We start from the raw sequence: 16,454 nt of genomic DNA, 5'->3' as shown, positions 1-16,454 counted from the left end.
TCACCACCACTTTGGGGAACAAACGCCATGATCCTTGTTATTGACGCGTTGAACCGCCATCGATTCGGACCGGTTATTGACGACATGTTCAAACTGCGCGCCCGCGTTTTCCATGATCGGATGGGCTGGGATGTAACCGTGCGCAATGGCCGTGAATTCGATCTGTTCGACGATCTCGATCCTGCATACCTTGTCGCACTCGATGACGATTACAATGTCGTGGGGTGCAACCGGATGCTGCAAACCACCGGGCCGCACATGCTGACCGACGTGTTCCAGGACATCCTGTGCGGGGAACCGCCCCTGCGCAGCGCGACAATCTGGGAAAACACCCGGTTCTGCATCGACACCGAACGCCTCAAGCGTCCGGGCAATTCCCGCAGCGTATCCTACACCGCCTGCGAACTGATGGCGGGCATCGCGGAATACGCCTTTGAATCCGGCATCAGCGACGTGATCAGCGTCGTCGACCCGGCGATGGACCGCATCCTCAAGCGCTGCGACAATGCCCCTTACGGCTATATCGGGAAAACCGTCCAGATGGGCAAGACCAAGGCCCTTGCCGCGCTCAGCGACATCACGCAAGAGCGTATCGCGCGCATCCGTAACTTCGCCGGCATCACCGGAGACATCTTTGCCGACGAAAATGAAGTCGCCGATGCACTGGCCGCCCGTACTGCCGGCGACGCCATGACACCGGAACTGCGCGATTACTGTGACGAACAGGTCGCCGCTGCCGCCACCGATGACGAACGGCAGGCTGCACTGGCCTTACAGGAAAAGATATCCCAGATGTTTCGTTCTGGTCGCGACTGCAACGCCTGACCCACCCCATCGAAAGGCCATGCAGGTTTGCCGGTGTGGATTATCTCCCCTGCCCGGCTGACTGACTCAAGAACGGAACGGGCCGCCCCATCCAGGGGCGGCCCGCATTCATTCCACGACGACCAGAGAACAGCGCCCCGGTTTCGGGCTCACTCTTCGTCCAGAGCCTCGACAGCCTTTTCCAGATCGGCCTTGGACACGTCCTTGTCGCTGACTTCGGCCAGCCCGATGACATGGTCGATGACCTTCTCTTCAAAGATCGGCGCACGCAGTTGCTGGCGCATCTGCGGGTTGTTCTGAACGAATTCGAAGAACTGGCGCTCCTGCCCCGGATACTGACGGGCCTGTTCCATCACGGCCTGCGTCATCTCGGCATCGCTGACCTCGACCTCGGCCTTCTGGCCCAGTTCGGCCAGCAGCAGCCCCAGACGCACGCGGCGTTCGGCCAGCGTGTTGTGCTCTTCGGTCGGCTCGACCTCGGGATGATCGTGCCCCTGAACATCGGGGTTCTCCTCGTGCCACAGCTGATGCGCGATCTGCTTGGCTTCGGCCTCGACCATGCTGGGGGGCAAATCGAAGCTCACCAGCTTGTCCATCTCGTCCAGCAGCTTGCGCTTCAGCACGGCGCGTGCCGCCCCCGCGTATTCGGCTTCCAGACGCTCCTTGATCTGGCCCTTCAGGTCGTCAAGGCTTTCGGCGCCGTATTTCTGGGCCAGCTCATCGTTCACCTCGGTGGCGACGGGCTCTTTCACTTCCTTGATCTTGCACTCGAACACGGCCTCTTTCCCGGCCAGATGTTCGGCCTGGTACTCTTCGGGGAAGGTGACGGTCACGTCTTTTTCCTCACCGGCCTTCACGCCGACAAGCTGATCCTCGAAACCGGGGATGAAGCTGTTCGAGCCCAGAACCAGCGGATAGTCCTCGGCGGAACCGCCCTCGAACGCCTCGCCATCGACCTTGCCGACAAAGTCGATCACGACCTGATCGCCGTCTTTCGACTTGGTGCCTTTCTTGCGGTCCTTGAAGTCCTGCGCGCTCTCGGCCAGATTGGCCAGCGCTTCGTCAACCGCCTCGTCATCGGCCTTGGCGACCAGACGCTCGACCTTGATCGTGCTCAGGTCCACCTCGGGAATCTCGGGCAGCGCTTCATACGACATCTCGACTTCGACATCGTCGCCCTCTTTCCAGTCCTCGTTGACCATCTTGACGGCAGGCTCGGCGGCCGGGCGCTCGCCCTTGTCTTCGAAATGCTGCGCCATCGCGCCATCGACGGCCTCCTGCATGGCTTCGCCCAGCACACGCTGGCCGAACTGCTTTTTCAGCAGCGGCAGGGGCACCTTGCCCTTGCGGAAGCCTTTCATTTCGATTTCAGGCTGGGCCTCTTTCAGTTTCGCGGTGACCTTGTCGTCCAGTTCCTGGGCGGTCAGGATCATTGTGTACGCGCGTTTCAGCCCTTCGTTCAGGGTCTCGGTGACCTGCATAGTCGTCCTCATCCATAGCATCGGGCCGCGGAGGCGTCCGCGGCGGTCAAAATCAGTGGCCCTTCTAGGGTTGGCTTCGCCCGGACGCAAGCAGAGTCTGCCCCGCCGCATTCACGAACTGTAGAATGATACCGGCTCAAGGGGGCGCAGCCGCGAACCGGCACCCTGAACGACCCCGCGCTGAAAACCGTCAACCGCAATCCCGGAACGTCACCGCGCCGAACGCTCAGCCCCTGCCCCGCCGCCGGATCAATCCCAGACCGGCCAGCGCCGCCAAAAGCAACGGCAGCGAGGCCGGCAGCGGCACTGGCGCGGTGGCGACGTTGCCGGTAACCGTGAATTTCAGCATCGCATCCGCATATGGTGTGGTGCCCGACCACGGCACGAAGTTCGGGTCCACGTCGTTGAGCACCAGATACCCGTTTTCCGCAGTGATCGCGCTGCCGGTGATCGACGGGCTTGTGGTTCCCCGCCAACCGCCATTGCCCGTCGTCATCGTCATGATGAGCGTGTAGGTATCGGGCATAAGCGTCAGCCCCGACAGTGCCGACTGCGCCCCCTCCCACCCCGTATAGGTCGTGTCGAAAATTTCCTGGAAAATGGTCGCCGTCGGACTCATTCGCCCCGAGATCAGCCGCAATTCCCCCGCGCAGTTATTGCAGGTCATATCAAAGGAAAAGGCGACGTCGGTCAGCGTCTGCGTCACCTCAAACGTCTGGGCCGCCCCCTTGTCAGGCGCGCCTTCACCGATTGGCGTGGTCGCATCCCGGTTTCCATCCACACTGAACAATGTGGCCGCCTGCCCCGGTCCCGCTGCCAGCACAAACGCCAGCCCGACGATCAATGCCTTCAGTCGCATGAGACTATCCGATCTGTGAATGCATATATGATAATCACCTAAGCCTGCGCTTTCGCCTGCGCCCTGTCAATTTTTTCCGGCAGACCCGACACCCCCGCCGCGCATCAAGATAATCGAGACCGACGCGGTCGATCCCGCAAACCGCCTTTTGTAACCCAAGCTGTAACCACAAACCGGCCACAGGCCCTGATTTGCAAGGGCATTCTTTGATTTCAATGGGTTAACTTGGTGCGGGTGGAGGGACTTGAACCCCCACGCCTTGCGGCGCCAGAACCTAAATCTGGTGCGTCTACCAATTTCGCCACACCCGCACGTGAGACCGCCTCTTAGCAAAGCCGCAAATCGGATGCGAGAGGAAAAATCACAGCAAAAAGCGCCTTCCTCCCGCAAAAAAGGCACGACATTAACCCATTCTTGCCATATTCTGGGAAAAAACTGAGGCAGTAACATAGCGAGAAACGCCATGAAACCGAAAACGGTCGGGCGGGCACACGGTGAAAATTCCGTCCATACCCCCATGGAAGACGCGGGCCTGATGGCCAATTCGATCATCCTGACTCTCGATGGCGAAAAGGCCGTCAGCGATGTCAGGCCCGGCGACCGCATCATCACCCGCGATGCCGGCACCGCCATTGTCCGCAATATCCGCAAACGCCGCATCAAGGCCGACGCCATCGTCATTCAGGCCGGATCTCTTGGCGATACGCGCCCCGATCGCGACATGATCCTGCCCGCCGGACAGGGTGTTCTGGTCAGGGACTGGCGCGCCGAGGCGATGTTCGGCGCCCGTCAGGCGCTGGTGCCTGCGGAACGGCTGATCGACGGTGAATTCATTCGCCGCGAGGGCATCGCAAACCTCATCGTGATCCAGTTGGAATTCGACCGCCCGCATATCCTTTATGTCGACGGGATCGAAGTGGCCGGACAGATCGTTCAGTCCACACAGGCAAAAGCCGCATAAATCCCGGCGACACCGCCCATCCGACGCCCCGCCGCCGGTTCCGGCCACGGGGCGTTTTGCCGTTACAGCCCCAGATCACGCAGGACGGTCGGCAACATCTCGGGCAGATCCTCGGCAATCAATCCGGGGCCAAAGGCGCGCGCCGCCTCCACATGCAGCCAGGCCGCCGTTTCCGCCGCCTGCATCGGCGCGAGCCCCCGCGCCAACAGCCCGGCGATGAACCCCGCCAGAACATCCCCCGCCCCGGCGGTCGCCAGCCACGGGGCGGCGCGCTCGTATTGGGCCGAATTGATGCTGCACCGCCCATCGGGCGCGGCAATCACCGTATCCGGCCCCTTGAACAGCACCACGCAGCCCGCCCGCCTCGCCGCCTCGCGCGTGGCATCCACCTTGGAATAGGCCGGTCCGTTCACCGCAGGCGCATGCAGCTTTTCGGCGATGTCCGGGAACAGCCGCGCGAACTCTCCGCCATGGGGCGTCAGAACGCATTTGTCATGCAGCATCGCAAACAGGGCTTCGGGATCGTCGGCAAACGCCGTCAACGCATCGGCATCCAGTACCACGTAGGGTGCGCGCTGCGCGCGCACCGCCACCGGCACCAGGTCCCGCGCCCGCTCCATCCCCATCCCCGGCCCCAGGCACAGCGCATTAAGCCGCTCGTCCTCCAACGCCCCGGCCAGCGCCTCGCCATCCTCCACACGCCGCAGCATCAATGCGGTGATTTGACAGGCCACTTCCATCTGCGCCGATCCCGGCACCCCTAGCGTCACCAACCCCGCCCCGATCCTGAGCGCCCCCCGCGCCGCCAACCGCGCCGCGCCGGTGCGCCCCGCGCCGCCCGACAGGATCAGCGCATGGCCGTGGGTGTATTTGTGCGCGCCATCCGCCTTATCGAAGAATTTTGAATGCGACGCATCGACAACACGTACCCTGTCGCGCGGCATGTCGGCACGCAAACCAATATCCGCAACAACAGTGCGTCCGCATTTGAATGGCCCCCATTGCAGGTAATGGCCAAGTTTTACCGCGTGAAATGATACCGTGAGAGATGCAAGAACCGTCGCGCCATTGTGCCCCAATTCACGCCCACTATCACTACATAGCCCCGAGGGTATATCCACGGCCACGGTCTTGGCTTGGGCGTTCGGGTCCGCCTCTCGGTCCGTGACCCATGTCAACGCCGCCCCCTCCAAGGGCCACGCCAACCCTGTACCAAACAACGCATCAACGAACAGATCCGCCTCATGCGCGAACCGGGGCGCGTCTTCGATCGCCCCAACCTCCCCCATCTTCCGCCACCGCTCGTAATTCGCCCTGGCATCCGGCGGCAGCTTCGTGGGGTCTCCATAGAGAAACACCTCCACCTCCCAGCCCCAGTCCTTCAACAGCCGCGCCACCACGAATCCGTCGCCGCCATTGTTGCCCGGCCCGCACAGAACCACCGCCCGATGCGGGGCCTTGGCCAGCTCGGGCCATTCCTCGAACACCGCCTCGACCACACCGCGCCCGGCGCGCTCCATCAGGTCCAGCCCCGTCACCTCGCCCGACTCGATGGCTGCCCGTTCGATGGCGCGCATCAGCGCGGCTGTCAGCAATTCCGTCATGGTTTCCCGCCCTCGCGATTCATTTCCGCCCACAATGCGGGCTGATTGCCTAAATTTTATGCATTCATTGCGCGACAGGCCCACACTCAGGCCCGCCGCCACCCTATCCGATTGAGAGCCCCCCTGAGAAGTGGTCTGCAAACCAGCAAGACACCGAAGGGCGAGGAGGCCGAGCCATGAAGAAGATCGAAGCGATCATCAAACCGTTCAAGCTGGACGAGGTGAAAGAAGCCCTGCAAGAGGCAGGTATTCAGGGCCTCAGCGTGATCGAGGTCAAGGGCTTTGGCCGTCAGAAAGGCCATACCGAACTTTACCGCGGCGCCGAATATGTGGTCGATTTCCTGCCCAAGGTGAAGATCGACGTGGTGATCGACGACGATCAGGTCGACCAGGCCATCGAGGCCATCGTCGAAGCCGCCCGCACCGACAAGATCGGCGACGGCAAGATTTTCGTCAGCCCCGTCGAACAGGCGATCCGCATCCGCACCGGCGAAACCGACTCGGACGCGCTCTGAGCCCCGAACACCCGTTACCGGCGCCACACCGGCGCCCCGATCCAAACCCGAAACGCGACCCAGACAGAAAGGGACATAAGGGATGAGCCACAAAGCTATCGTTCAGCAGATCAAGGAAGAAGACATCGAGTATGTCGACATCCGCTTCACCGATCCGCGCGGCAAACTGCAACACGTGACCGTGATCGCCGACGAGGTCGATGAAGATTTCCTTGAAGAAGGCTTCATGTTCGACGGTTCGTCGATCGCCGGCTGGAAATCCATCGAAGCCTCCGACATGAAACTGATGCCCGACTGCGAGTCGGCCTATGTCGATCCCTTCTATGCCGAGAAAACCCTCTGCATTCACTGCTCGGTCGTCGAACCCGATACCGGCGAACCCTATAACCGCGACCCGCGCGGCACCGCCGAAAAGGCCGAGGCCTACCTGAAATCCTCGGGCATCGGCGACAATGCCTTCTTCGGCCCCGAGGCCGAATTCTTCCTGTTCGACGACGTGCGCTTTTCGAACACCATCAACAAGGTCTCCTACGAGGTCGACGCGATGGACGCCTCGTGGAACACCGACACCCAGTACGAAATGGGCAACACCGGCCACCGTCCGGGCGTCAAGGGCGGCTATTTCCCGGTCAACCCGATCGACGACGCGCAGGACATCCGCAGCGAAATGCTGTCGACCATGAAGCGCCTCGGCATGAAGGTCGACAAGCACCACCACGAAGTGGCCTCCTGCCAGCACGAACTGGGCCTGATCTTCGGCACGCTGACCGAACAGGCGGATGAACTTCAGAAATACAAATACGTCATCCACAACGTCGCGCAGGCCTATGGCAAGTCGGCCACCTTCATGCCCAAGCCGATCTACGGCGACAACGGCACCGGCATGCACGTGAACATGTCGATCTGGAAAGACGGCAAGCCGCTCTTCGCGGGCGACAAATACGCCGATCTCAGCCAGGAAGCGCTGTATTTCATCGGCGGCATCCTGAAGCATGCGAAAACGCTCAATGCCTTCACCAACCCCTCGACCAACAGCTACAAGCGCCTGATCCCGGGCTTCGAAGCCCCCGTTCTGCGCGCCTACTCGGCCCGCAACCGCTCGGGCTGCGTGCGTATCCCGTGGACGGAAAGCCCCAAGGCCAAGCGTGTCGAGGCCCGCTTCCCCGATCCGTCGGCCAACCCGTACCTGTGCTTCGCTGCCCTGCTGATGGCCGGTCTCGACGGCATCAAGAACAAGATCGATCCGGGCGAGGCGATGGACAAGAACCTCTACGATCTGCCCGCCGAAGAACTGGAAGGCATCCCGACCGTCTGCGGCTCGCTGCGCGAGGCGCTCGACGCCCTGGCCGCCGATCACGACTTCCTCATGGCCGGCGACGTGTTCACCAAGGATCAGATCGACGGCTATATCGCCCTCAAGATGGAAGAGGTCGAAGCCTACGAACACACCCCGCACCCGATCGAATTCCAGCTGTACTACAGCTGCTGATCACCTGAACGGGACAGTGAAACGATCAGGGCGCCCTTCGCGGGGCGCCCTTTTTCATGCCGCGCCCTGGGCGATAATCCGCCAGATGGCAACAATCCGCTCATTTCCGGCCGATTGCCCCAATGTATCCATATTTGAAACAAACCATCTTCCACTTGTCGGCGTAGGGAAACCATAGTGAAACCCTGCAAACAGGCATGAGCATGACCAATGAACGAACATGGGTTACAGCAGGACTGGTATTTCTCGGTACGAGAGACATCGACATTGTCGAAACCGCCAACCGCGTGCGTGTCGCCCTCGCGCGGATAGGCCACAGGATTACCGGCACCCGCGTGCAATCGGACGACAGCGCGATCGTGGCCAGTTGCTGCCACACGATGCGCATCGGCATCGAACACGACGCCTTTGTCGACGAATTCTCCCGACAGGTGCCCCGGGTGCTGACACTGGACATCGCCCAGGACGACAAGGATTCCACCACGGATGGGCAGGGTATGACCAACGACATGGTCCTGACCCATGTGCTGAAGGATCTGCACTGGCAGATGTCCGCCGACTACATCCGCTGGGTCGGTCACAGCCGCTTGCTCAGCTCCGCGGACTTCCTGTTGATGACGACGGATTTGCCGGGCTCTGCCCAACCGGCGGGCGCGCGCCTGGCGCGCGGAACGGCCAAGGTGACCATGGGGCACGATGCCGACCGCACACGCGCCTGTGCGTCCGAACTGGCCGATCTGCGCAGCTTCTTCCGCGAGGCCGACGCCGATCTCGAAGCCGCTAAAACCGGCAAGGCGCGCCCGGCGCAGATCAATCCGGATGAGCCCCCCCTCAGCGCCCCGCAACGTCTGTCCGCATGGCTCATGGCCTATGCGGTCCTGTTGTTCTCGCTGCCCGTCGGCATCGCCTTGTTGCTGGTGAATCTCATCAAAGGCGAAAACCCGCGGCTTGCGGCGCAGGCGGCGGCCCTGACCGGCACCTTCCTGTCGTTCCAGACCTTCGGAACCACGGCGCAGGCCATGGAAGCGGTCCGGAGCCTCCTGTCCTGATCGGGCCGCGGCCTGTCGGTCCTCCGGTCGCCGCCCCGCGGCGGCCGGACACCAGATTTGCCTTTGAGGCAAACCGCCCCCTCGGCTAGAGTTGCACCACGACAGGATTTTTTTCTGCAGGAGCGCCCGATGATGTCCAGATGGTCCCGCCCGATCGCCGCCTTTTCCCTTTTCGCCCTCGGCCTGTTGCCCGGCACAGCCACCGCCGCCCCCTGCGGCAATAACGGGTCGGGCTTTGCCGCCTGGAAAGCGGCCTTCGCACAGGAAGCCGCCCGCGCAGGCGTTGGAAACCGCGGCCTTCAGGCCCTTGCCAATGCCCAATACGCCAGCCGCACCATCGCCGCCGACCGCAACCAGAAAAGTTTCAAATACTCGCTGGACAAGTTCATGCAGGTGCGCGGGGCCTCGACCATCGTGGCCCAGGGGCGCACGCGCAAGGCCCGCAACCCCCAGTTCTACAACGCGCTCGAACAACGTTACGGCGTGCCTGCCGGCGTTCTGATCGCGATTCACGGCATGGAAACCGGCTTTGGCGGTTTCATGGGCGACAGCCGCGTTGTGTCGGCCATCACCACGCTGGCCTATGATTGCCGCCGCTCGGCGTTTTTCGTCCCCCACGCCATCGGCGCGCTGAAACTGGTGGATCAGGGCACCATCACCGGCGACACGCGCGGCGCCAAGCATGGCGAACTGGGGCACACCCAGTTCCTGCCGGGCAACGCCCTGAAATACGGGGTCGACGCCAATGGCGACGGGCGCGTGGACTTCTACGACCAGGCCGACGCCCTGGCCTCCACCGCGAATTACCTGCGCCAGAAAGGCTGGCAACCCGGACAGGGCTATCAGGAAGGACAGCCGAATTTCCGCGCGATCAGGGAATGGAACGCCGCCGGGGTCTATCAAAAGGCGATCGCCATCATGGCCGCAGAGATCGACGCAGGCGGCTGAACCCTTACGGGACCGCTCCCAAAAACAACTGATTCCCCCCCCGAGGCGGAGCAGATTTCACTGTTCCGCCTCATTTGCATCAAATTCACTCCAAAGTTGCACCGCCTTATGGGGGTAAGACAAAGTTCAAACCCTGACAGGAATTGGCGCTATGCAGTCCCATGGTATTGTCGTCGGGTTCGAGTATCGCGCATGTCCGCGCATGGAATTTCAGGATATCGTTGAGGAATTCGACCTGTCCTTCCAACTGGCCGACGCCAGAACACGCAGCCTGACCTGGGATTGCGACGATATCGCACTGATCGAGCGCGATTACCTGCGCGTGGCGCTTGGCTGGCTTCCCCCGGATGACGATGACGGCTCGTGGCACCTGATCGCGGCGGTCGGTCCTTCGGATCAGGCCGGCAATGCGCTGATCGACGGCGGGTCACTGGGCTTCGTCGCCGACCAGATCGTCGATCGCACACAGGAATTCCTGCCCGCCCATGCCGTCCTGCATGGCCCGGCCTCTCGCACCGTCGGTCCCGAACTGATCGACGACGTGTTCGACCTGCTCCGGCTGTCGGCGCAAACACCCTGCGATACCGCCGCACCGCAAAACAGCAGCGCACATCCCCCGCCCAAGCCGAAGCCCCAACACCCCTGGAGCTTCACCCCCGCCCCCGATGACGATGAAATCGAAATCTCCTCGGACACCGCGCAGGCCTCGCCGCTGACGCAATGGCTCACCACGCGGGCCGAGCCGACACAGCCCTTGCGCCTGACCATCCATACCCTGGCGCTGACCCTGATGCTGCATGTGCCGGCGCTCGGCGCCTCCCTGTTCGTCTACTCGATGCTGCGTGACGTCATGCCGGTCTCCACCTGAATCTCAGGCCCCGGCCAGCAAGAACGTGTGAATCGAAAAAACGCAGGCGCGCGTCCGGGGCAGGCGCAGAACGCATTGCCGCTCGCTGCGCAGATAAGGATAGGCGCCGCCCGCATCGTCGGTGCGCGGCTCGTCCCGCGTTTCGGGCTGGAACAATGCCGGATCGGCATAATGCAGCGCGTTGAAGCGCCATAGCGGGCGCTCCACCTGCACCCCGTCGAACAGCCGCTGCACCCGCCGTGCAAGCGCATCGTCATAGACGTCTACAGGCACATGGATCGTCGTCAGGGGCCGCCCGATCTTGTCCGACAGCCGCCAACTGGCCGGAAAACACAGCACGGCAGCCGTCAGAACATGCTCATCGCCCTGCTTCTCCATCAGGCACAGATCTTCCTGCACCAGATGCCCCAGCGTCCCCATCGGATCGTCCCGGTCGACCTGCACCGTCACGCCATCGGGCCGCCGGACACGATCCGCCGCCACATCGTAGCCCGGCGAATGCCGCGCCAGCCAGTCCAGCACGAATTCCAGCAATTCCTCCGCCGCCGCGCGCCCCTCCGGCATGATGGCCAGCACATCGCCGCGCCGCTCGCGCAGCAGCCGTTCACGCTCGGCCATCTGCGCGCCAAAGGCATCGTCCACCATCAACCAGTCCGCCGGGTCCAGCGGCCCGACCCCCGGCAAACGCTTCTGCGCACTCACCTCATAGGGGGTGCTCTTCTGAAAAATACCAGTCATGGCGCGACATTACCCGGCCAGTCCCGCCTGTCCATCCCGAAAGACCGTCCCTTCTTCTTTCCGAAAATTTCCCGGGGGATGAGGGGCGTCCCGGAAACGATCCGGGGGATCGTTTCAGCCCCGGACAGGCCGCATGGCGCGCGACGGGGGCCGCGCCCCGTATCACCACCGCCACACACCCTACCGCCGGTACTCCGTCACCATCCGGTAGTCCTTGCGCGGCCCCCGCACCTGCCATGTGCAACGCCAGACCGGCCAGCGGTTGAAATCGTAAACCCCGTCATACTGATCGGGCGCGCACCAATGCCCGCAAGGCCCGCCCTGCCCCGGCACCTGATGGAAATAGCGCCCATCGTCGAACCACACGCTCAGATCGGCGCGCCACAGATATCGCCTATGCGCCTCCAGCGGCGGCTGGCCCTCGACGCTCAGCACACCGCGCTCCTCACACAGCAATCCCTCGGCCACGGGGCTCCAGCACGCCTCGCCCTCCAGCCGCGCATCGGGGCCGTTCGCCTGCCCGATCCGGCGCGCCATCCGCCAGCGCCCCTCGAAATCGGCCAGCACGCGCGCCGCCCTGTCGCTTTCCGCTTCACTCAATGCGTCTCACCCCGGTGCCATCCGCTTGCCGCTGAGGCGCCTTCCGTCTAAACCCGCGCCAACCGATACAGCAGATGCAAAGGTTCGTCACATGATTCCCCGCTATTCCCGCCCCGACATGGTTGCCATCTGGTCACCGGAAACCAAGTTCCGCATCTGGTACGAGATCGAAGCCCACGCCTGCGACGCCATGGCCGATCTGGGCGTGATCCCCCGCGAAAACGCCGAGGCTGTCTGGAAAGCAAAGGACGTGGACTTCGATGTCGCCCGCATCGACGAGATCGAGGCCGTCACCAAACATGACGTCATCGCCTTCCTCACCCACCTCGCCGAACATGTCGGCAGCGATGAGGCCCGCTTCGTGCATCAGGGTATGACCTCCTCGGACGTTCTGGATACCTGCCTCAACGTGCAACTGGTACGCGCCGCCGACATCCTGATCGCCGATATCGAAGGGCTGCTCGCCGCCCTCAAGCGCCGCGCGCTCGAGCACAAGAATACCCTGCGCGTGGGCCGCAGCCACGGCATCCACGCCGAACCCACCACCATGGGCCTTACCTTCGCGCGCTTCTATGCCGAAATGGATCGCAACCTCGCCCGCATGAAAACCGCGCGCGCGGAGGTGGCCACCGGCGCCATCTCCGGCGCGGTCGGCACCTTCGCCAATATCGACCCGCGCGTCGAGGAACATGTCTGCAAGCAACTGGGCCTCAGCCCCGAACCGATCAGCACACAGGTCATCCCGCGCGACCGTCACGCCGCCTTCTTCGCCGCGATGGGCGTCGTGGCCTCCTCGATCGAGAACATCGCCATCGAGATCCGCCACATGCAGCGCACCGAGGTTCTGGAAGGCGCCGAATTCTTCTCAATGGGGCAAAAAGGCTCCTCCGCCATGCCGCACAAGAAAAACCCGGTGCTGACCGAAAACCTCACCGGCCTCGCCCGCCTCGTGCGCTCCGCCGTGGTCCCGGCGATGGAAAACGTGGCGCTCTGGCATGAACGCGACATCTCGCATTCCTCGGTCGAGCGGATGATCGGCCCGGACGCCACCATCACCCTCGATTTCGCCCTCGCCCGCCTCACCGGCGTGATCGACAAGATGCTGATCTTCCCCGAGAACATGCTGGAGAACATGAACAAGTTCCCCGGCCTCGTCATGTCACAACGCGTGCTCCTGGCCCTGACCCAGGCGGGCGTCAGCCGCGAAGACGCCTATGCCATGGTGCAGCGCAACGCGCTCAAGGTCTGGGAAGAGCGAACCGACTTCAAGGAGGAGTTGCTGGCCGACAAAGACGTGGTCGCGGCCCTCGGCAAGGAGCAGATCGAGGAAAAATTCGACATGGGCTATCACACCAAGCATGTCGATACGATCTTCAAACGGGTCTTCGGCGAAAGCTGACCGGCACCATATGCACGGTTTTTCATCGGGCGGCCCGTCACGGGCCGCCCTTTTTCATTGATGATTTTGCCGAAAGCCGATCCTGTGCTATGCTCATTCCATGGTTCAACAGGAGATATCGAAAATGACCCTCAAGACCATTCTGACCGCGGCGGCCCTGACCGTGACTTCGGCGATGGCCGCCCATGCCTGTCCCGCACATGAACAGCAGGCGATGTCCTGCGCCGACGGCACCACATGGGATGCCGGATCGAAAACCTGCGTACCGCAAACCACAAGCTGACCGCAGACGCGATTTCAGGCAAATTTCCGGGGCGCCCTACTTCGTGCGCCCCGCTTTTTTTAGACATTTCTTCACCACTCCCGCCCTAGACTGGCCCCAATGCCTGAACGAGGGACGGGATGACCCATTCGACACCGCTTGCGCAACTCGCACCGCCCCGCGCCGCCAGCCCCGCCAGCGCGCGCCTGACCCGCCGGCAAAAGCCGGCGATCATCGTGCGCTTCCTGCTCAAGGAAGGCGCGGAATTACCGCTCACCGATCTGCCCGACCCGCTACAGGCGCAACTGACCACGCAGATGGGCTCGATGCGCTATGTGGATCGCAGCACACTGGCCGATGTGGTGGCCGAATTCGCCTCCGAGCTCGAGGCGATGGGTCTGACCTTCCCGCGCGGCGTCGCCGGTGCGCTCAGCGCGCTTGATGGCCGGATCAGCCCGCAAACCGCCGCCCGGCTCAGGAAAGAGGCGGGCGTGCGCCAGTTCGGCGATCCGTGGGAACAGGTGCGCGCCGCCCCGCCCGATGACCTGCTCGATATCCTGAGCCGCGAAAGCACCGAGATCGCCGCCGTCATGCTCTCCAAGCTCGATGTCGCCCGCGCCGCCGACCTGCTGGGCCGCCTGCCCGGCGACCGGGCACGCCGCATCACCTATGCCATGTCGCAAACCGGCGCCGTCACCCCCGACGCGGTGGACCGGATCGGCCTTGCGCTGGCCGCGCAACTGCATGACGTGCCCGAAACCGCCTTCGACGACGGGCCGGTGGAACGGGTGGGCGCGATCCTCAACTACTCCGCCGCCGCCACCCGCGACGACGTGCTGACCGGGCTTGATGAAACCGATCAGGATTTTGCCAATCTCGTGCGCAAGGCGATCTTCACCTTCGTCCACATCCCCGCGCGCCTCGTCCCGGCGGACGTGCCCAAGATCACCCGCGAGGTGGATCAGCCCGTGCTGGTCACCGCACTGGCCTCGGCCACGGATCAGGGCGGCGATCTGGCCGCGGCAGCCGAATTCGTGCTTGGCAATATCTCCAAACGCATGGCCGAGGCCCTGCGCGAGGAGATGCAGGACCTGGGCAAGGTCAAACCCCGCGACGGCGAGGCCGCGATGACCGACGTCGTCAACGCCATCCGCACGCTGGAGGCCAGGGGCGAAATCACCCTCACCGTCCCCGACGACGAGGAGGAAGAGGAAAACGCCTGACGCAAGGGACTCGAAGACCGCGTCATCGGACAAAGCAGCCAACGGCAGGTTCGCGCCCGACCCCGAGGGTGGGCGCGGTAAAGTCTGCTCAGGCATCGCATCAAAGCGCCAATGCAATACTTTATTGAAACGCTGGTACAATTCGCGCCCGCCCTGGGGGGCGGGGTCGGGTGCGAACCGGATCGCAAGCGATCCGGGGGGCACGTGTGACCGATGTTTCGAATGACGAAGACGTTAAAGCAGCACCTGATCTCCGATCGCTCAAGCCGTCCTCAACCCACTGGACAGCCCCCTTTCCCCCGCCTACCCTGCCCGTCATGAGTGATACCGACGGACGCCGCTGGCATGACATGGGCGGGCAGGATGCAGGCCCGGTCTGTGCAGACGATCATGACTTCGCGCTTTGGGAAAAGCGCGTCGATGCCCTGATGGTGCTCTGCGGCGCCAAGGGGTTCTTCACCGTCGACGGGCTGCGCCGCGCGCTCGAAGACATGGGCGAAGACGCCTTCGACAAGATGAGCTATTACGAACGCTGGATCGCCGCCATCAATCAGAACCTGATCGAATCCGGCGCCTATTCCCTTGCCGAACTCGGCACCCGCATGGAAGAGATCGCCGCCCGCGGCCCCACCTATGCCGAGGCGCAGGAGCGCAAACATGGCTGAACGTGTCCGCGTCAAGACGATGATGCCCCCCGGCCATGTGCGCACCCCCGCCTATCTGCGCGGCAAGACCGGCACCATCGAGCGCCCGCTTGGCCCCTTCGCCAACCCCGAACAACTGGCCTATGGCCTGCCCGCCGACAAACAGCCGCTCTACCGCGTGCGCTTCAGCATGGCGGAACTCTGGGGCGAGGCCGCCGAATGCCCCACCGACACGCTGGACGCCGAGATTTACGGCCATTGGCTGGAAAAGGTCTGAACGCATGCCGCACGATCATCACGACCATACCGGGCTCAGCCCCTCGGGCCATCCCTACCGGGCCGACAATGACGCCCCGCTCACCTATTGGCAGCGCATGGAAATCGCCGTGCGCGAACTGATGATCGAAAAGGGCCACCTCAGCGCCGCCGAAGTCGCCGCACAGATCGACGCGATGGATGCCCGCAGCCCTGCCAACGGGGCCGCCGTGGTGGCCCGCGCCTGGAGCGATCCCGCCTTCAAGGCGCGCCTTCTGGAAAACGCCTCGGACGCCTGCCGCGAGATGGGATTCGACATCGGCACGCTGCACCTGATCGCGGTCGAAAACACGCCGGAGACCCATAACATGATCGTCTGCACGCTCTGTTCATGCTACCCGCGCAACCTGCTGGGCCTGCCCCCCGACTGGTACAAGACCCGCGAATACCGCTCGCGCGCCGTGCGCGAACCCCGCGCCGTCCTGCGCGAATTCGGCGTCGATCTGCCCCCGGCCACCACCATCCGCGTCCATGACAGCACCGCGGACATGCGCTATATCGTGCTGCCCGCACGCCCTGCGGGCACCGGGCAGATGGACGAAGACGCGCTTGCCGCGCTCGTCACCCGCGATTCGATGATCGGCACCGGCCTGCCCCGTACCCCGTAACGCCTAGGGTCAGAACCCTGGCACCCCGGTCTTGTGATCGCGCGGCGCGCGGCGTATGTCTGCCCG

General features: G+C 63.3%; 18 protein-coding genes and 1 tRNA gene. 13 read left to right on the top strand and 6 right to left on the bottom strand.

Annotated elements, in window-relative coordinates; translation table 11 throughout:
• The first annotated feature begins 27 nt into the window (after positions 1–27).
• Positions 28–825, top strand: coding sequence for an acyl-homoserine-lactone synthase (locus tag BUB53_RS13090; RefSeq protein WP_073035223.1), 798 nt, complete (start codon positions 28–30; stop codon positions 823–825).
• A gap of 149 nt (positions 826–974) precedes the next feature.
• Here BUB53_RS13090 and tig read toward each other — a convergent pair whose 3' ends face one another.
• From tig to BUB53_RS13075, 3 genes are all read right to left on the bottom strand, one after another.
• Positions 975–2,306, bottom strand: a complete 1,332-nt coding sequence (gene tig / locus BUB53_RS13085) for a trigger factor (protein WP_073035222.1) — start codon at positions 2,304–2,306, stop codon at positions 975–977.
• A gap of 226 nt (positions 2,307–2,532) precedes the next feature.
• Positions 2,533–3,165 (bottom strand): VPLPA-CTERM sorting domain-containing protein, encoded by a 633-nt coding sequence (locus tag BUB53_RS13080; RefSeq protein ID WP_073035221.1) that lies wholly within the window; start codon positions 3,163–3,165, stop codon positions 2,533–2,535.
• Positions 3,166–3,391: 226 nt separating this feature from the next.
• Positions 3,392–3,476 (bottom strand) — tRNA-Leu (locus tag BUB53_RS13075).
• A 152-nt stretch (positions 3,477–3,628) separates the two neighbouring features.
• Here BUB53_RS13075 and BUB53_RS13070 point away from each other — a divergent pair.
• On the top strand, positions 3,629–4,126 hold the full coding sequence (locus tag BUB53_RS13070) for a Hint domain-containing protein (RefSeq protein ID WP_084729124.1): 498 nt from the start codon (positions 3,629–3,631) through the stop codon (positions 4,124–4,126).
• Between the two features lie 62 nt (positions 4,127–4,188).
• Here the strand turns inward: BUB53_RS13070 and BUB53_RS13065 are convergent, their stop codons facing one another.
• Positions 4,189–5,730 (bottom strand): bifunctional ADP-dependent NAD(P)H-hydrate dehydratase/NAD(P)H-hydrate epimerase, encoded by a 1,542-nt coding sequence (locus BUB53_RS13065; protein WP_073035220.1) that lies wholly within the window; start codon positions 5,728–5,730, stop codon positions 4,189–4,191.
• Between the two features lie 176 nt (positions 5,731–5,906).
• On the opposite strand from BUB53_RS13065, the gene BUB53_RS13060 reads away from it, so the two are divergent.
• From BUB53_RS13060 to BUB53_RS13040, 5 genes are all read left to right on the top strand, one after another.
• Positions 5,907–6,245, top strand: a complete 339-nt coding sequence (locus tag BUB53_RS13060; protein WP_073035219.1) for a P-II family nitrogen regulator — start codon at positions 5,907–5,909, stop codon at positions 6,243–6,245.
• A gap of 82 nt (positions 6,246–6,327) precedes the next feature.
• Positions 6,328–7,734, top strand: coding sequence for a type I glutamate--ammonia ligase (gene glnA / locus BUB53_RS13055; RefSeq protein WP_073035218.1), 1,407 nt, complete (start codon positions 6,328–6,330; stop codon positions 7,732–7,734).
• A gap of 203 nt (positions 7,735–7,937) precedes the next feature.
• On the top strand, positions 7,938–8,783 hold the full coding sequence (locus tag BUB53_RS13050) for a hypothetical protein (RefSeq protein WP_143163213.1): 846 nt from the start codon (positions 7,938–7,940) through the stop codon (positions 8,781–8,783).
• A gap of 132 nt (positions 8,784–8,915) precedes the next feature.
• Positions 8,916–9,731, top strand: coding sequence for a lytic murein transglycosylase (locus BUB53_RS13045; RefSeq protein WP_143163212.1), 816 nt, complete (start codon positions 8,916–8,918; stop codon positions 9,729–9,731).
• A gap of 151 nt (positions 9,732–9,882) precedes the next feature.
• Positions 9,883–10,599 carry a hypothetical protein gene (locus tag BUB53_RS13040; RefSeq protein ID WP_073035215.1) on the top strand — a complete coding sequence of 239 codons (717 nt, stop codon included), beginning with the start codon at positions 9,883–9,885 and terminating at the stop codon, positions 10,597–10,599.
• 3 nt (positions 10,600–10,602) lie between these two features.
• Here BUB53_RS13040 and BUB53_RS13035 read toward each other — a convergent pair whose 3' ends face one another.
• Positions 10,603–11,337 carry a heme-dependent oxidative N-demethylase family protein gene (locus BUB53_RS13035; RefSeq protein WP_073035214.1) on the bottom strand — a complete coding sequence of 245 codons (735 nt, stop codon included), beginning with the start codon at positions 11,335–11,337 and terminating at the stop codon, positions 10,603–10,605.
• Positions 11,338–11,517: 180 nt separating this feature from the next.
• Positions 11,518–11,937 carry a DUF6314 family protein gene (locus BUB53_RS13030; RefSeq protein ID WP_268238455.1) on the bottom strand — a complete coding sequence of 140 codons (420 nt, stop codon included), beginning with the start codon at positions 11,935–11,937 and terminating at the stop codon, positions 11,518–11,520.
• A 91-nt stretch (positions 11,938–12,028) separates the two neighbouring features.
• Here BUB53_RS13030 and purB point away from each other — a divergent pair, with 91 nt between their 5' ends.
• From purB to nthA, 6 genes are all read left to right on the top strand, one after another.
• Complete coding sequence (gene purB, locus BUB53_RS13025; RefSeq protein ID WP_073035213.1) at positions 12,029–13,336, top strand: adenylosuccinate lyase; 1,308 nt, start codon at positions 12,029–12,031, stop codon at positions 13,334–13,336.
• Between the two features lie 124 nt (positions 13,337–13,460).
• Entirely contained in the window at positions 13,461–13,619 is a 159-nt protein-coding gene (locus BUB53_RS13020; RefSeq protein WP_143163211.1) for an adenylosuccinate lyase, read from the top strand.
• A gap of 119 nt (positions 13,620–13,738) precedes the next feature.
• Positions 13,739–14,821, top strand: coding sequence for a flagellar motor switch protein FliG (locus tag BUB53_RS13015; protein ID WP_073035211.1), 1,083 nt, complete (start codon positions 13,739–13,741; stop codon positions 14,819–14,821).
• Positions 14,822–15,138: 317 nt separating this feature from the next.
• A complete protein-coding gene (locus tag BUB53_RS23435) occupies positions 15,139–15,486 on the top strand; it encodes an SH3-like domain-containing protein (protein WP_073035210.1) in 348 nt (115 codons plus the stop codon).
• On the top strand, positions 15,479–15,742 hold the full coding sequence (locus tag BUB53_RS23430; RefSeq protein ID WP_327213542.1) for an SH3-like domain-containing protein: 264 nt from the start codon (positions 15,479–15,481) through the stop codon (positions 15,740–15,742). The genes BUB53_RS23435 and BUB53_RS23430 overlap by 8 nt, the downstream gene beginning before the upstream one ends.
• 4 nt (positions 15,743–15,746) lie before the next feature.
• Entirely contained in the window at positions 15,747–16,388 is a 642-nt protein-coding gene (nthA, locus tag BUB53_RS13000) for a nitrile hydratase subunit alpha (RefSeq protein ID WP_073035208.1), read from the top strand.
• The last annotated feature ends 66 nt before the right edge of the window (positions 16,389–16,454 follow it).

The organism is Roseovarius pacificus (genome assembly GCF_900142665.1).
Lineage (GTDB): Bacteria > Pseudomonadota > Alphaproteobacteria > Rhodobacterales > Rhodobacteraceae > Roseovarius > Roseovarius pacificus.
Note: the sequence above shows the minus strand (reverse complement) of the source record. Positions and strands in the feature narration are given on the sequence as shown.

Coding starts and splice junctions, on each gene's coding strand:
- BUB53_RS13050 (WP_143163213.1), top strand. CDS start 7,938: ATGACCAATGAACGAACATGGGTTACAGCAGGACTGGTATTTCTCGGT.
- BUB53_RS13015 (WP_073035211.1), top strand. CDS start 13,739: ATGACCCATTCGACACCGCTTGCGCAACTCGCACCGCCCCGCGCCGCC.
- BUB53_RS13070 (WP_084729124.1), top strand. CDS start 3,629: ATGAAACCGAAAACGGTCGGGCGGGCACACGGTGAAAATTCCGTCCAT.
- BUB53_RS13060 (WP_073035219.1), top strand. CDS start 5,907: ATGAAGAAGATCGAAGCGATCATCAAACCGTTCAAGCTGGACGAGGTG.
- BUB53_RS13065 (WP_073035220.1), bottom strand. CDS start 5,730: ATGACGGAATTGCTGACAGCCGCGCTGATGCGCGCCATCGAACGGGCA.
- BUB53_RS23435 (WP_073035210.1), top strand. CDS start 15,139: ATGAGTGATACCGACGGACGCCGCTGGCATGACATGGGCGGGCAGGAT.
- BUB53_RS13080 (WP_073035221.1), bottom strand. CDS start 3,165: ATGCGACTGAAGGCATTGATCGTCGGGCTGGCGTTTGTGCTGGCAGCG.
- nthA (WP_073035208.1), top strand. CDS start 15,747: ATGCCGCACGATCATCACGACCATACCGGGCTCAGCCCCTCGGGCCAT.
- tig (WP_073035222.1), bottom strand. CDS start 2,306: ATGCAGGTCACCGAGACCCTGAACGAAGGGCTGAAACGCGCGTACACA.
- BUB53_RS23430 (WP_327213542.1), top strand. CDS start 15,479: ATGGCTGAACGTGTCCGCGTCAAGACGATGATGCCCCCCGGCCATGTG.
- BUB53_RS13040 (WP_073035215.1), top strand. CDS start 9,883: ATGCAGTCCCATGGTATTGTCGTCGGGTTCGAGTATCGCGCATGTCCG.
- BUB53_RS13090 (WP_073035223.1), top strand. CDS start 28: ATGATCCTTGTTATTGACGCGTTGAACCGCCATCGATTCGGACCGGTT.
- purB (WP_073035213.1), top strand. CDS start 12,029: ATGATTCCCCGCTATTCCCGCCCCGACATGGTTGCCATCTGGTCACCG.
- BUB53_RS13035 (WP_073035214.1), bottom strand. CDS start 11,337: ATGACTGGTATTTTTCAGAAGAGCACCCCCTATGAGGTGAGTGCGCAG.
- glnA (WP_073035218.1), top strand. CDS start 6,328: ATGAGCCACAAAGCTATCGTTCAGCAGATCAAGGAAGAAGACATCGAG.
- BUB53_RS13045 (WP_143163212.1), top strand. CDS start 8,916: ATGTCCAGATGGTCCCGCCCGATCGCCGCCTTTTCCCTTTTCGCCCTC.
- BUB53_RS13020 (WP_143163211.1), top strand. CDS start 13,461: ATGACCCTCAAGACCATTCTGACCGCGGCGGCCCTGACCGTGACTTCG.